This is a genomic window from Arenibacter sp. 6A1, assembly GCF_012272855.1.
Lineage (GTDB): Bacteria > Bacteroidota > Bacteroidia > Flavobacteriales > Flavobacteriaceae > Arenibacter.
The window spans coordinates 32,031-45,928 of sequence record NZ_JAAXCQ010000017.1; the positions used below are offsets into that span (position 1 = coordinate 32,031).

Consider the following 13,898-nt stretch of genomic DNA (forward strand, 5'->3'; position numbering starts at 1 on the left):
TTTTGTCATTAGAGTAGTAACGAATGCTTGTGAGTTTGTCCTATAGTATATGGTCATAGCAGTTTTATGTCCGATGGTAGCATCGGTGTAGCCATAGGAATAAGTATCCGTGTTCTGGATGCTTATTGTTGAGAATTCTTTTTTAATTGGGGATTGGTATATTTTCGATTATATTAGTTCTTGATGTATAATTTATATATATTTTAGATTTTACAATAACCAAGGGGCACCTTGTGCCTCTAAACCTAAAGGATTACGAAATGTTCAATTCAAAAATAACCGGCTTAGGGTACTATGTTCCCGAAAATATTGTTACCAACGACGATTTATCCAAGATAATGGATACCAATGACGAGTGGATCCAGGAACGAACCGGGATAAAAGAGAGAAGGCATGTGGTGAAAGGCGATGGGGATACCACTACTTCTATGGGGGTAAAAGCCGCCAAGATTGCCATAGAACGCGCAGGTATTGATAAGGACGATATCGATTTTATCGTATTTGCAACCTTAAGTCCCGATTATTATTTTCCAGGACCTGGTGTTTTGGTACAAAGAGATTTGGGAATTAAAACCGTAGGGGCCTTGGATGTTAGAAACCAATGTTCCGGATTTGTATATGGCCTATCGGTAGCCGATCAATTTATAAAAACAGGCATGTATAAAAACGTGCTGGTCATTGGTTCGGAACTCCACTCGCACGGATTGGATATGACCACAAGGGGGAGAGGAGTATCGGTGATTTTTGGTGATGGGGCCGGGGCAGCAGTCCTTAGTCGTACCGAGGATAACAAAATAGGAATCCTTTCTACGCACTTACATTCCGAAGGACAGCACGCCGAGGAATTGGCACTGATAGCTCCCGGGATGGGGAATCGCTGGGTCAATGATATTATTGCCGATAATGATCCTAACGATGAGTCTTACTTTCCATATATGAACGGTCAATTTGTATTTAAAAATGCCGTCGTACGCTTTAGTGAGGTCATTATAGAAGGCCTAAAAGCAAACAACCTGCAGGCACAGGATATCAATATGTTGGTGCCTCATCAGGCAAATCTTAGAATCTCCCAATTTATCCAAAAGAAATTTGGACTGCAAGACGACCAGGTTTTTAATAATATAATGAAGTACGGTAATACTACTGCCGCTTCCATACCTATAGCACTGACAGAGGCTTGGGAACAGGGTAAATTAAAATCGGGAGACTTGGTGGTATTGGCCGCCTTTGGTAGTGGCTTTACTTGGGGCAGTGCTGTCATCAGATGGTAAAAAAAGTGAAACCCGGAATTTTAACTCCGGGTTTCTTTCATTGATAAACTATACTAAACACTAACCATTAACCATAAAACATACAGCTTTATCAATGAAACTATCTTTAGGTCACTATAAAGGTCGTATGTTTTATTTTATAATTACAAGGAAATCAGACTTTAACATCATAATTAACATTCCCTAAAACCAAAAGGCTGTAGAAGTGTAAAAGTCGCCATGTCTTGATGGCGGGAATCGTTTTACCAATCAACAAATGGACATATAAATGCCTTGTCCAAAGGAGTGTACGCAGTTTTTAAAAACAACTTCTATGTAAGGATACAGTACTTTTCCCGCTAAAATACGGGGCTGCCTGCCAAAATGAAGTACGCTAAATAGCGTTCTTATTCCTTTTTCCGAATGAGCCATAGACCAAAGAAAGTAATCAATCCGTTTAACGGCAGTAGCTCGTAGCCGACTTCATAACCACCCAAAACTTCTTTAGGAATGTTCGCTATCAGAACAATAAGCACAACAGAAGTCAATGCCACGACCCATGCAAATTGGTCTTTAATTTTATACTTGGTGAAAATTCCAAAACTAAAGAGTCCCAACAAGGGGCCATAGGTATAGGTGGCGACTGTTAAAAGTCCGTCAATAACATTCTTGTCTAGTACATGCTTAAAGATAACAATGACAATAATTAACAAGACACTCATACCGATATGGGTTTTTTTACGGATAGACTTTTGTGTGTTTTCGGGCTTTTTGTTAATATTTAAAAAGTCGACACAAAAAGAAGTGGTCAGGGCCGTAAGGGCGCTATCGGCACTACTATAGGCGGCTGCAATAAGACCCAGCATAAAAGTAATGGCCACAATAATCCCTAAATCACTGTTTAAGGCAATCTCGGGGAAAAGTAAATCGGGTTTTGGGGTGCCATCCATTAAGGGAAGTGCAATAGAACTCTTTGCTGCATATATAAATAATAAGGCTCCCAATAATAAAAAAACAAAGTTCACCACTATAAGGACCACACTAAAGCTCAAGACGTTTTTTTGAGCGTCCTTTAAACTTTTACAGGTAAGGTTCTTTTGCATCATGTCCTGGTCCAATCCAGTCATACAAATGGTGATGAACATACCTCCTATAAATGATTTTATAAAGTGTGCCTTATTAAAAAAGTCGTCCGTAAATAGAATTTTGCTGTATTGTTTTAATTCTTCAGAAGCTAAAAACTCACTGAAATTCCATCCTATTTTTTGGTTGATAAAATATATGGATAGGCCCACAGAAACTAACATAAACAAGGTCTGTAAGGTATCTGTCCAAACAATGGTTTTTATACCCCCTCTAAAAGTGTAGATCCATATCAGGAGAATAGAAAGGGTAACGGTTAACTCAAAAGGAACGTTCCAAGCGTCAAAAACAAACTGTTGTAGTACAATGGCAACTAGAAATAATCTGAAAGAAGCACCTAAAACCCTCGAAATAAAGAAGAAAAAGGCCCCTGTCTTGTAACTGACAATGCCAAAACGCCCTTCAAGATATTCATATATAGAAGTGACATTAAGTTTGTAGTAAAGGGGGAGTAAGAGATAGGCAATAACGACATAACCTGCCAAGTACCCAAATACCACCTGCATATAACTGAACTGAGAGGCTTCTACCCATCCAGGGACAGAAATAAAGGTGACACCAGATAAGGAGGCACCTACCATACCAAAGGCTACTAAATACCATGGCGATTGCTTTCCCGCTTTGAAAAAATCAGCGTTTGAATCGTTTTTTCCCGTAAAATAGGAAATTGCTAAAAGCATGAGGAAATAACATCCGATAAGGAGTAGGATATGGGTAGCGGTCATAATTTGGGTGTATTAGGGCGGAAAAGTACAAAAAACTAGGATATTAAAATATCCAGGAACTATTCTCCAATTATAGACAGACCTTCTTTTGGGAGAATTGGCACAGGCGTTGGCCATGCAACCTGTTCTAAGCAAACTAATTGCAAAATTAAAACAGTCTACAACAGGAAACTATGAATTAAATGGTATAAAATTGTAATTTTGTAAGTATGGAATTTTCTTCTAAATTATTAGAAAACGCAGTCTATGAGGTATCTCAATTACCTGGTATAGGGAAACGTACGGCCTTGCGGTTGGTACTACATTTGTTAAAACAGCCCAAAGAACAAACCACCAGATTGGCAGGAGCTTTGGTATCGTTAAAAGACCAAATAAAATTTTGCAAGAACTGTCATAATATTTCGGACGTAGCATTATGCGAAATTTGTGCGAATCCAAAACGCGATGAAACCACAGTTTGTGTGGTAGAAGATATTCGCGATGTGATGGCTATAGAAAACACTGATCAGTTTAAAGGGCATTATCATGTATTAGGTGGGAAGATTTCGCCCATGGAAGGTATTGGGCCTCATGATTTAACCGTTGGGACCCTCATACATAAAGTGAAGGAAGGGCAGGTAAAAGAATTGATATTTGCCCTGAGCTCTACCATGGAAGGCGATACTACCAATTTTTATATCTATAAACAATTGGAAGGATTGTCAGTAAAGACCTCTACTATTGCTAGGGGGATTGCCGTAGGCGATGAATTGGAATATGCCGATGAAGTGACTTTGGGAAGAAGTATTCTCAATAGAATACCCTTCGAAAATTCTTTTAAAAAATAGCGATATTAAATGAGTAAAAAATAACTGTAAGGCTTTTTATTTATTATTTTCGCAAAACATGAATCAATAACACAGCATTAATTAAGGATATGTCAAAATTTGAATTAAAATTACCGCAAATGGGAGAAAGTGTTGCAGAGGCAACTTTAACCACATGGCTAAAAGAAGTGGGCGATACCATTGAAATGGACGAAGCTATTTTTGAAATTGCCACGGATAAAGTCGATTCTGAAGTTCCTAGTGAGGTAGATGGGGTTTTGATAGAAAAATTATTTTCCGTTGATGATGTTATAAAAGTAGGTCAAACGGTGGCCATTATTGAAGTAAATGGTGCCGATGTGTCCACCCCTGCAGTAGATACTTCTTCTGATTCTGAAGAAGTGTCTGAAGAAACAGTCGCGGAATTAGAAAATACGATTGTCGCTGCCCAAGAAACGGCAACGGCATCAGCCATGGATTATAGTCGTACCGAAAAGTTTTATTCTCCTTTAGTAAAGAACATAGCTAAAAAAGAGGGGATTTCGGTTGCCGAATTAGATGCCATTGCTGGTAGCGGTAGTGAGGGGAGAGTGACTAAAAACGATCTTTTAGAATATATAGCCCAAGGGAAACCTAATAAAGCTGCCGAGGGGGGTGTTGCAGCTCAAAAAGTAGAAGATAGGTCAGTGCAAAAACTGGCTGCGGCGACAGAAAATACGATGGCTGCCAAACAGCCCACAGCGGTAGGGGATGAGGTTGTTCCGTTAAGTAGGATGGGGAAACTTATTGCCCACCACATGACCGCTAGCCTTGCTACTTCTGCCCATGTGCAGAGTTTTATAGAAGTAGATGTTACCAATCTTGTGAATTGGAGAAATAAGACCAAGGTGGCCTTTGAAAAGCGGGAAGGTGAAAAACTTACGTTTACCCCTATATTTTTGGAAGCGGTTGCCATGGCCCTTAAAAAGTACCCTATGATGAATATTATTATGGATGGGGATACTATCATAAAGAAAAAAAATATCAATATAGGGATGGCTGCGGCATTGCCAGACGGCAATTTAATAGTGCCAGTGATTAAAAATGCAGACCAGTTAAATTTGGTAGGTATGGCCAAGGCAGTAAACGATTTGGCAAACAGAGCCAGAAACAATGCCTTAAAACCCGATGAAATAAAAGAAGGTACGTATACGGTTACCAATGTAGGGACCTTTGGCAGTGTTTTCGGCACACCAATTATTAACCAGCCTCAGGTAGGGATCCTTGCCTTGGGAGCAATCAGGAAAATACCTTCCGTGGTAGAAACCAAAGAAGGCGATTTTATTGCTATTAGAAGTAAGATGTACCTGTCGCACAGTTATGACCACAGAGTGGTGAACGGTGCCTTGGGGGGGATGTTCGTAAAAACGGTAGCCGATTATTTAGAAGCTTGGGATGTAAACCGTGAGGTGTAGCTTAAAGTTTTTAATATCCAATATATAAGCCCCTGTTTTAAGGGGCTTTTTTTATATCCTATTATTTAGTGAAAGGAAGAAAGTGAGTCAATCTTTAGTCTAAATCTAGGTAAAGCCTATCTTTGCAAAAAAGCCCTGAATTATGCAATTAAACCTTACAAAGCCTATTTGTTTTTTCGATCTGGAAACTACCGGTACCAATGTAGTAAAAGATAGAATTGTAGAAATAGCGATCTTAAAAATTTTTCCAAACGGAAATAAAGAAAGTAAAACCTGGCTGGTAAATCCGGAAATGCAAATACCAGATGAGGTAATCGCTATACATGGAATAAGCAATGAAAAGGTCGCTAATGAGCCCACCTTTAAAGAACTTTCCAAAGAGATTTATAAAATGGTCAAGGATAGCGATTTGGGAGGCTTTAATTCTGATCGTTTTGATATTCCTCTTTTGGCAGAAGAAATGTTGCGCGCAGGGGTAGATTTTGATATGAAAAATATGGTGTCCGTAGATGTGCAAACGATTTTTCACAAAATGGAGAAACGTACCCTAGAAGCGGCCTATAAGTTTTATTGCGATAAAAACCTGATCGATGCCCATAGTGCAGAAGCCGATACTTTGGCTACTTATGAGGTGTTGCTGTCCCAATTGGAACGCTATCCGGAATTGGAAAATAATATTAAGAAACTATCGGAATTCACCACTAGAAAACAATCGGTAGATTTTGCCGGATTTATTGGATTGGACAAGGAGGGCGAGGAGATTTTTGCCTTCGGAAAACACAAAGGGAAAAAAGTACACGATATCCTGGAGAAAGAACCAGGTTATTTTGGTTGGATCCTGAACGCAGATTTTCCGCTTTATACAAAAAAGGTACTTACCCAGATAAAACTGAGTAAATTAAATAATAAGTTGTCCTAAACGCTTAATCATACATAAAAATAAGGGGCTTAGTATAGAAATATTGCTTTTCTATGCTTTTTTGCCGACATAATAATCCTTGAGATATCATATATTGAAATGAAAATAATCTGTATCGGCCGCAATTATGCGGATCATATTAAGGAATTAAACAATGAAAGGCCAAAAGATCCGGTGGTATTTATAAAGCCCGATTCTGCCGTTTTGCCAAAAGAACAGGATTTTTACATTCCGGAGTTTTCTAACGAGGTGCATTACGAAGTAGAAGTATTGGTGAAAATTAAAAAAGTTGGCAAGCATATAGATGTTAAATTTGCCCATACTTATTATGATGAGATAGGGTTGGGGATAGATTTTACGGCCCGAGACCTACAGGCACAGCTCAAAGAAAAAGGGTTGCCTTGGGAAAAAGCAAAGGGATTTGATGGGGCTGCCGTTATTGGGAAGTGGTTGCCGAAATCTAATTTTAAAGACTTAAAGGATTTAAATTTTCAGCTTCTAAAAAATGAGGAGGTCGTGCAGCAGGGGAATACCAGCCTTATGTTATGGACCATTGATGAGCTGATTTCGTATGTGTCCCAGTTTTTTATGCTTAAAAAAGGAGATGTAATCTTTACAGGGACACCAGCAGGGGTTGGTAAAATAAGTGCAAATGATTATCTTTCGGGAACCATAGAAAACGAAGAGGTATTCTCACTAAACATAAAATAAATGATTTATAATCTAGACAAAATTAACGAACTGGCCGAGGGTGACAATGATTTTATCATGGCCGTGGTGGGAGTTTTCTTGGAAGAGGTGCCTCAAGATTTGGCGGAATTGGAAGAAGCCTTGACGCAGAAAAACTTTGAAAGTGTATATAAAATGGCCCATAAAATAAAGCCAAATGTCGATTTGTTAGGGATGGAGGATACCCGAAAACTTGCCTTAAACATTGAAACGCTAGGAAAAAAAGGCGAAACCGAAGAAGCAGAGATAACACGTTTGGTACCTATGCTTAAAAAGGATATCAATCAGGTGATCTCTGAATTAAGAAACGATTTTAGCTTTTAATGTTTTCAGAAATAATAACTATTGGCGATGAAATTCTCATCGGTCAAATCGTAGATACAAATTCTGCTTATATAGCATCGGAACTCAATAAAATAGGGGTGTCTGTCTATCAGATAAGCTCGGTTCAAGACGATAAGATGCATATCCTGCAAGCCTTAAAAGAGGCCGAGTCCAGAGCAGATATTATTATAATTACCGGTGGACTGGGACCTACAAAGGACGATATTACCAAGCATACCTTATGCGAGTATTTTAACGATACCTTGGTCGAAAATAAGGAGGTGTTGGCCCATGTAGAAGGTATTTTTAGAAAACACATCTCTACACCAATATCCGATATTAATAGAATGCAGGCTTGGGTGCCTTCTAAGGCAAAAGTACTCCACAACGAATATGGTACAGCTCCTGGAATGTGGATTGCTAATAATGGAAAAGTAGTGATATCCTTGCCAGGTGTTCCCTTCGAAATGAAGAATTTAATAAGGACACAAGTTATCCCAAGAATTATTCAGGAATTTCGGCGTCCCTTTATTTTTCATAAAACCATAGTAACCTATGGAATGGGAGAGAGTGCCATCGCCGAAAAGATAGAACCCCTGGAGACTAATCTTCCTTCTTTTATAAAATTGGCCTATTTGCCTAGCTTGGGGTCGGTAAGATTGCGTCTTTCGGCTAAAGGGATCGATAGGGAAGCGCTGTTTCTTAAAATGAACGATGAGGTAGAGCGGCTTAAATCGCTCTTGGGCGATCTTGTGTACGGCGAAGAAGGCGATGAGTCTATAGAGGAAGTTGTAGCGCAATTACTGAAGAAAAGAAAAATGACCTTGGGGACGGCAGAGAGTTTTACCGGTGGGAAAATTGCAGAACAAATTACAGCCCTTCCCGGGGCTTCGGCGTATTTTAAAGGAAGTGTGGTGAGTTATGCGACCCAAACCAAGGTAGAGGTGCTTAAGGTGCCAGAAGCGCTTGTAGAGAAGTATTCCGTGGTCAGTGCGGAGGTGGCCGCTGCTATGGCAGAGAATTTAAACGCTTTGTTGAAAACAGATTTTGCCATCGCTACAACTGGAAATGCAGGTCCTTCAAAAGGAGATTCCGATGCAGACATTGGAACCGTGTTTATAGCCGTGGCTTCACCAAAAGGGGTCGTCGTTGAAAAATATATGATGGGAAGCCATCGAGAACGCATTGTGCAAAAGTCTGTAAATAAGGCGTTTGAAATGCTTCAAAAAGAAATTTTAAAATTCTAGGCAAGAATTTTGTCTGAACGATAAAATTAGCTTAAATTTGCAACCTGTTTAAAACAAAATAAAAGTAGCGAAATGTCAAAAGTTTGTGATGTTACTGGAAAGAGAGCCATGTTTGGGAACAATGTGTCCTTCTCGATTAATAAGACCAGAAGAAGATTTGATGTAAATCTTTCCAAAAAACGTTTCTATATTCCAGAAGAAGATCGTTGGATCACCTTAAAGGTGTCTGCAAAGGCTTTAAAGAGTATAAATAAAAAAGGAATTTCCGCTGTTTTGAAGGAAGCAAAGGGAAAAGGGTTGATTAAGTAATCCTGAAATACTAAAATTAAGATGGCAAAGAAAGGTAACAGAATTCAGGTTATTTTGGAGTGTACAGAACATAAAGAGTCTGGCAAGCCAGGTACTTCTAGGTACATAACCACTAAGAACAAAAAGAACACTCCAGATAGGATGGAAATTAAAAAATTCAACCCTATCTTGAAGAGAATGACAGTTCATAAAGAAATAAAATAATACGTCATGGCAAAGAAAACGGTAGCGAGTTTACAAACAAGTTCAAAAAGATTGACTAAGGCCATTAAGATGGTAAAGTCTCCTAAGACTGGTGCTTATTCATTTGCGGAGTCAGTAATGGCACCGGAATTGGTGAACGAGTGGTTAGGTAAGAAATAATAATCTATTTATTATAGATTATAAAGCTGCTTTCTTTGGAAAGTGGCTTTTTTATTTTCATATCTTTGAGGAAAAGAATGTTCTACAGAAATGAGTTTATTTAAGAAAATATTTTCTACCCAGAAAAAAGAGTCTTTAGACAAGGGTCTAGAAAAGACTAAAACCAGTTTTTTTTCAAAACTTGGTAAAGCCGTTGTTGGAAAGTCTAAAGTAGATGACGAGGTTTTAGATAGTTTAGAAGAGGTTCTTGTATCGTCAGACGTAGGAGTAAATACTACCTTGAAGATCATAGATAGAATAGAGGCAAGGGTAAACCGGGATAAATACCTCGGGGTGCAGGAACTCAATTTAATCCTAAGGGAAGAAATAGCGGGCTTGTTGTCGGAAACCAATTCTGGCGACGAAACCGATTACAGTATTCCAAAAGACAAGAAACCATACGTTATTATGGTGGTTGGGGTAAACGGTGTGGGTAAAACTACTACCATCGGGAAACTGGCTTATCAGTTTAAAAAGAAAGGCCTTAAAGTGGTTCTTGGTGCTGCAGATACTTTTAGGGCGGCGGCTATAGATCAGTTGCAGGTATGGGCAGATCGGGTCGATGTGCCTATTGTACGTCAGGAAATGGGTAGTGATCCCGCTTCGGTGGCATTCGATACCTTGAGTTCTGCCGTTTCGCAAAACGCCGATGTGGTTATTATTGACACTGCCGGAAGATTGCACAATAAGGTGAATTTGATGAATGAGCTGACCAAGGTGAAACGCGTGATGCAAAAGGTGGTAGCCGATACCCCCCACGATGTTTTATTGGTCTTGGACGGTTCTACCGGGCAAAATGCCTTTGAGCAGGCTAAACAGTTTACCAAGGCAACGGAAGTTACTTCTCTTGCGGTCACTAAATTAGACGGTACGGCTAAAGGAGGCGTGGTCATCGGTATCTCTGATGAATTTCAGATCCCTGTAAAATATATTGGGGTCGGAGAAGGTATCGAAGATTTACAAGTGTTCAATAAAATGGAATTTGTAGATTCCTTTTTTAGTAACAAAGCTTAAAAAATATCTATTGGCATTTTGATAGCTGTCTAAAATAGATGGCTATCAAATTCAATAGCACAAGATCATGATGTTCCCCATAGAGGGAATTTCTTGTTTTTATGAGGTTCATACTGTGCTTAGGGCGTTCCCTCCTTCGTCGGGCGGGCTCTTCGCTATATCCCTTGCGCCGCTGCGGGGATGCCGCTGCGATCCCTAACGCAATTCCGCGGATAACAACATACTGCTTCTTGCCATATACTCTTGTTGTAATAAAGAGCATTTTTCTTTTGCTGATAACCATTGTTAGGATGGTGACTGCTAGCTTACTTCTTATTTTTTCGATTTGTTTATTGCTGTCTAACTCGGTAAAAGGGAGCTCTTGGTACTATTAAAATTGGTCTTTCTCCTGCCCGCTGCTTAGGTCTGGTGTTATAACACAGGCCGGGATTTGTATGAAAGAGAAAAATAGGCCTAAAGTTTTAAAGATGTTTTTTTAATAGAGGGGAACGCTTGTTAGGATTTTGGGGATATTTTTTTCTGGGATTGGTATGTAATTGGCGGTGCGATTCCTCCAAAACTTTCTGGGTTGAATTGATTTCAGGTCTTTAGGGGATAATAGTTTAGCCAAGAATTCATAAAAAATGCTTTAAACGAACAACAATCATTTTGCAAGTTGTATTTTTGCATATTATTTAAATAAATATGCGTACAAAGACACTTAAAAAGAATAAGATTAATATGGTAACCTTGGGGTGTTCCAAGAATTTATACGATTCAGAGGTTATCATGGGGCAGTTAAAGGCCAATGGGAAAGATGTTGCTCATGAAGAGGAGGGGAATGTCGTTGTCATAAATACCTGTGGGTTTATAGCCAATGCCAAGGAAGAGAGTGTAAATACTATTTTAGATTATGTTCAGAAGAAGGAAGCTGGGGAAATAGATAAGGTTTTTGTTACCGGTTGTTTAAGTGAACGTTATAAGCCCGATTTACAGAAGGAAATTCCGAATGTAGATGAGTATTTTGGGACTAGCGAACTGCCAAACTTGTTAAAAGCACTAGGAGCAGATTATAAGCATGAGCTTATTGGAGAGCGTTTAACTACCACACCAAAGAACTATGCTTATTTAAAAATAGCGGAAGGTTGCGACAGGCCTTGTTCGTTCTGTGCTATCCCATTAATGCGTGGAAAACATAAAAGTACTCCAATAGAGGATTTGGTGATAGAAGCTAATAAATTAGCCGCCAAAGGGGTAAAAGAACTAATATTGATTGCTCAAGATCTTACCTATTACGGTTTGGATCTGTATAAGAAAAGAAATTTGGCCGAACTTTTAAAGGAGTTGGTAAAGGTTGAAGGAATTGAGTGGATTAGATTGCACTACGCATTCCCTGCTGGGTTTCCTATGGATGTACTCGAGGTAATGAACCAAGAGCCTAAAATATGTAACTATATCGATATTCCGTTACAGCATATTTCGGACGCCATTCTTAAAAGTATGCGTCGTGGAACGACTCAGGAAAAAACCACTAAATTGTTGAAGGAGTTTAGGGAGGCCGTACCTGGTATGACTATTAGGACCACTTTAATCGTTGGCTATCCTGGAGAAACCGAAGAAGACTTTCAGGTGCTGAAACAATGGGTAGAAGATATGCGTTTTGAGCGATTAGGATGTTTTACCTATAGCCACGAGGAAAATACCCATGCCTATAACTTAGAAGATAATGTTCCGGAAGAGGTGAAGCAAGAACGGGCCAATGAGATCATGGAAATTCAATCGCAAATTTCTTGGGAATTGAACCAGCAAAAAGTTGGGCAGGTCTTTAAGTGTATTATCGATCGTAAAGAAGGAAACTATTTTGTAGGACGTACGGAATTTGACTCTCCAGATGTAGATAATGAGGTGTTGATAGATGCAGCACAGCACTACGTAAAACAAGGGGAGTTTGTAGATATAAAGATTACCGAGGCAGCCGATTTTGATTTGTACGGTGAACCGGTGTAAATAATAATCATCAGATTATAATGCCGAATAACGGCGGTAGGCATACCGTTGCTATTCGGCATTTTTCGTTAAACTCCTTTGTTGAATGTTCTCTCAGCTCTTTGTAAATCTGCTAGTTTGTGTACGGCCTAAAAGCTCACAAGTTATTGGGTGTGCAAAGGGGCGGTGAAAGAGACTTGGATAAAGTGGCTAGATGCTCAAAATATAGCATCAGAACCTTCAATTGGTACATCTCTGAGCTGCAATAATCCTATAGTAAGCCATTTTTAAAGCGATGAACCGTCTAATGGTCTTATCTGCAGCCTAAATAATGGTTGTTGTTTTTGCGTTAGGGATCGCAGCGGCATCCCCGCAGCAGCGCAAGGGATACAGCGAAGAGCCCGCCCGCCGAAGGAGGGAACGCCCAAATTATAATGCCAATAGTGTGACAATTCGGTTTCTAGAATAGAATGGCCCTAGTGATAACTTTACGCCAATACAAGCTTAGAGGCTTGTTGTAACCTGTTTTTTGGGGAATAAACTAATGGGTTTGTCAATAAAGGTAACCCTGATGCCAAACAATAAAATGATTCCGCCAATGACCATTTGTAAGGTAATCTCTTCATTTAAAAATATCCAAGCGAATAGTGCGGCTAGGAATGCTTGGCCCAATAGGCTTAGCGATACTCTGGTGGCACGCATATGTTTCGTGGCATAGCTGAGAAGTACCCAAGCTAATAATTGACAAACTAAGCCTTGTACGATTAATACGCCCCAGCCTATATTTGAAAAACCGCTGAAGGGCTCGCCTAAGTACCAGGAAAGTCCCGCTAAAAATATGGACGATCCCAAAAGGCTTAGCGTTAGAAAGGAAACCACATCGGTATTGCCCAGTAAGTGCTTGCTTAAGAGCAGGTATGCCGAGTAAAATACCCCCGATAAGATTCCAAAATAAAATCCGATATCGAAAGATAGATCGAGAAAAAAGCGAAACCCAACAAGGGTAATCATACCGAATAGGGCGATCATGGTTCCTATCCAGAAATTTCTAGAAGGTTTTGGGCTTAAAAAAAGAAAAGTAGCGATACCGACCCAAATAGGCGACAAATTTGTCAGTAACGAGGCTTGGGTGGCGGTAGATTCCTGAATGGCAATATTCCATACGGCAACATCGGAACCAAAGAGCGCACCGCACAAAAGTGTTAATAATAAAACCTTTGTAGACGGAATTTTAATTTTTTTCTTGATGATGGCATAGGGTAGTAGCACAGCCAAGGCAATGGCCATTCTATAAAATGCCGATATAACACCTGGGGTGTAGTTTAGCTTTACTAAAATAGGGAAAATGGCAATGCATAAAATCCCAATAAACAAGGCAATCTGAGGTTTTGTAAACATCTTTATAAATTCGGCAAAACTAGCAAAAAAACTCACAGTTTGACACGGAGAAAAATAAAATAACGTTTTTTTAATACTTTGGTTATCAGAGTATTATTGGGCTTGTTAGCGAAATCTCCATAAAATGGAGGCTTTTGGAAGTTTCGTCCTGTTTTTTTAGATCGGTTTTTGGTGGCTCCCAATTGTGGCTTTTTGGCAAAGGAGGAGACAGTA

Annotated in this window: 14 protein-coding genes; 12 read left to right on the forward strand and 2 right to left on the reverse strand. The window is 39.4% G+C overall.

The window, feature by feature from the left end:
- The first annotated feature begins 260 nt into the window (after positions 1–260).
- On the forward strand, positions 261–1,271 hold the full coding sequence (locus HCG49_RS14445) for a 3-oxoacyl-ACP synthase III family protein (protein ID WP_168470246.1): 1,011 nt from the start codon (positions 261–263) through the stop codon (positions 1,269–1,271).
- A 386-nt stretch (positions 1,272–1,657) separates the two neighbouring features.
- Here the strand turns inward: HCG49_RS14445 and HCG49_RS14450 are convergent, their stop codons facing one another.
- Positions 1,658–3,118: a sodium:solute symporter gene (locus tag HCG49_RS14450; protein WP_168470247.1), complete on the reverse strand. Its 1,461-nt coding sequence runs from the start codon at positions 3,116–3,118 to the stop codon at positions 1,658–1,660.
- 209 nt (positions 3,119–3,327) lie between these two features.
- Between HCG49_RS14450 and recR the strand changes: the two genes are divergently transcribed.
- The 11 genes from recR (at position 3,328) to rimO (ending at position 12,308) form a co-directional block, all read left to right on the forward strand.
- Positions 3,328–3,945 (forward strand): recombination mediator RecR, encoded by a 618-nt coding sequence (recR, locus tag HCG49_RS14455; RefSeq protein WP_168470248.1) that lies wholly within the window; start codon positions 3,328–3,330, stop codon positions 3,943–3,945.
- 89 nt (positions 3,946–4,034) lie between these two features.
- Positions 4,035–5,378, forward strand: a complete 1,344-nt coding sequence (locus tag HCG49_RS14460) for a dihydrolipoamide acetyltransferase family protein (RefSeq protein WP_168470249.1) — start codon at positions 4,035–4,037, stop codon at positions 5,376–5,378.
- 142 nt (positions 5,379–5,520) lie between these two features.
- Positions 5,521–6,297, forward strand: a complete 777-nt coding sequence (locus tag HCG49_RS14465) for a 3'-5' exonuclease (RefSeq protein ID WP_072764823.1) — start codon at positions 5,521–5,523, stop codon at positions 6,295–6,297.
- Positions 6,298–6,396: 99 nt separating this feature from the next.
- The gene (locus HCG49_RS14470) at positions 6,397–7,008 is read left to right on the forward strand and encodes a fumarylacetoacetate hydrolase family protein (RefSeq protein ID WP_168470250.1); all 612 of its coding nucleotides are present in this window, start codon (positions 6,397–6,399) and stop codon (positions 7,006–7,008) included.
- Positions 7,009–7,350, forward strand: coding sequence for an Hpt domain-containing protein (locus tag HCG49_RS14475; protein ID WP_168470251.1), 342 nt, complete (start codon positions 7,009–7,011; stop codon positions 7,348–7,350).
- A complete protein-coding gene (locus HCG49_RS14480) occupies positions 7,350–8,597 on the forward strand; it encodes a competence/damage-inducible protein A (protein WP_168470252.1) in 1,248 nt (415 codons plus the stop codon). Before HCG49_RS14475 ends, HCG49_RS14480 begins: the two co-directional genes overlap by 1 nt.
- Before the next feature lie 72 nt (positions 8,598–8,669).
- Positions 8,670–8,906 (forward strand): 50S ribosomal protein L28, encoded by a 237-nt coding sequence (rpmB, locus tag HCG49_RS14485; protein WP_072764827.1) that lies wholly within the window; start codon positions 8,670–8,672, stop codon positions 8,904–8,906.
- Positions 8,907–8,927: 21 nt separating this feature from the next.
- Positions 8,928–9,110, forward strand: coding sequence for a 50S ribosomal protein L33 (gene rpmG / locus HCG49_RS14490; RefSeq protein ID WP_072764828.1), 183 nt, complete (start codon positions 8,928–8,930; stop codon positions 9,108–9,110).
- A gap of 6 nt (positions 9,111–9,116) precedes the next feature.
- Positions 9,117–9,269 (forward strand): DUF4295 domain-containing protein, encoded by a 153-nt coding sequence (locus HCG49_RS14495; RefSeq protein WP_168470253.1) that lies wholly within the window; start codon positions 9,117–9,119, stop codon positions 9,267–9,269.
- A gap of 90 nt (positions 9,270–9,359) precedes the next feature.
- A complete protein-coding gene (gene ftsY / locus HCG49_RS14500; RefSeq protein ID WP_168470254.1) occupies positions 9,360–10,322 on the forward strand; it encodes a signal recognition particle-docking protein FtsY in 963 nt (320 codons plus the stop codon).
- A gap of 684 nt (positions 10,323–11,006) precedes the next feature.
- Positions 11,007–12,308, forward strand: a complete 1,302-nt coding sequence (rimO, locus tag HCG49_RS14505) for a 30S ribosomal protein S12 methylthiotransferase RimO (protein WP_168470255.1) — start codon at positions 11,007–11,009, stop codon at positions 12,306–12,308.
- A 483-nt stretch (positions 12,309–12,791) separates the two neighbouring features.
- Here the strand turns inward: rimO and HCG49_RS14510 are convergent, their stop codons facing one another.
- Positions 12,792–13,685, reverse strand: coding sequence for a DMT family transporter (locus HCG49_RS14510; protein ID WP_168470256.1), 894 nt, complete (start codon positions 13,683–13,685; stop codon positions 12,792–12,794).
- Between the last annotated feature and the right edge of the window lie 213 nt (positions 13,686–13,898).

Excerpts from the sequence above, each read along its gene's own strand:
- rpmG (WP_072764828.1), top strand. The coding sequence starts at position 8,928 with ATGGCAAAGAAAGGTAACAGAATTCAGGTTATTTTGGAGTGTACAGAA.
- HCG49_RS14445 (WP_168470246.1), top strand. The coding sequence starts at position 261 with ATGTTCAATTCAAAAATAACCGGCTTAGGGTACTATGTTCCCGAAAAT.
- HCG49_RS14510 (WP_168470256.1), bottom strand. The coding sequence starts at position 13,685 with ATGTTTACAAAACCTCAGATTGCCTTGTTTATTGGGATTTTATGCATT.
- HCG49_RS14450 (WP_168470247.1), bottom strand. The coding sequence starts at position 3,118 with ATGACCGCTACCCATATCCTACTCCTTATCGGATGTTATTTCCTCATG.
- HCG49_RS14460 (WP_168470249.1), top strand. The coding sequence starts at position 4,035 with ATGTCAAAATTTGAATTAAAATTACCGCAAATGGGAGAAAGTGTTGCA.
- HCG49_RS14495 (WP_168470253.1), top strand. The coding sequence starts at position 9,117 with ATGGCAAAGAAAACGGTAGCGAGTTTACAAACAAGTTCAAAAAGATTG.
- HCG49_RS14465 (WP_072764823.1), top strand. The coding sequence starts at position 5,521 with ATGCAATTAAACCTTACAAAGCCTATTTGTTTTTTCGATCTGGAAACT.
- HCG49_RS14470 (WP_168470250.1), top strand. The coding sequence starts at position 6,397 with ATGAAAATAATCTGTATCGGCCGCAATTATGCGGATCATATTAAGGAA.
- rimO (WP_168470255.1), top strand. The coding sequence starts at position 11,007 with ATGCGTACAAAGACACTTAAAAAGAATAAGATTAATATGGTAACCTTG.
- ftsY (WP_168470254.1), top strand. The coding sequence starts at position 9,360 with ATGAGTTTATTTAAGAAAATATTTTCTACCCAGAAAAAAGAGTCTTTA.
- recR (WP_168470248.1), top strand. The coding sequence starts at position 3,328 with ATGGAATTTTCTTCTAAATTATTAGAAAACGCAGTCTATGAGGTATCT.
- HCG49_RS14475 (WP_168470251.1), top strand. The coding sequence starts at position 7,009 with ATGATTTATAATCTAGACAAAATTAACGAACTGGCCGAGGGTGACAAT.
- rpmB (WP_072764827.1), top strand. The coding sequence starts at position 8,670 with ATGTCAAAAGTTTGTGATGTTACTGGAAAGAGAGCCATGTTTGGGAAC.
- HCG49_RS14480 (WP_168470252.1), top strand. The coding sequence starts at position 7,350 with ATGTTTTCAGAAATAATAACTATTGGCGATGAAATTCTCATCGGTCAA.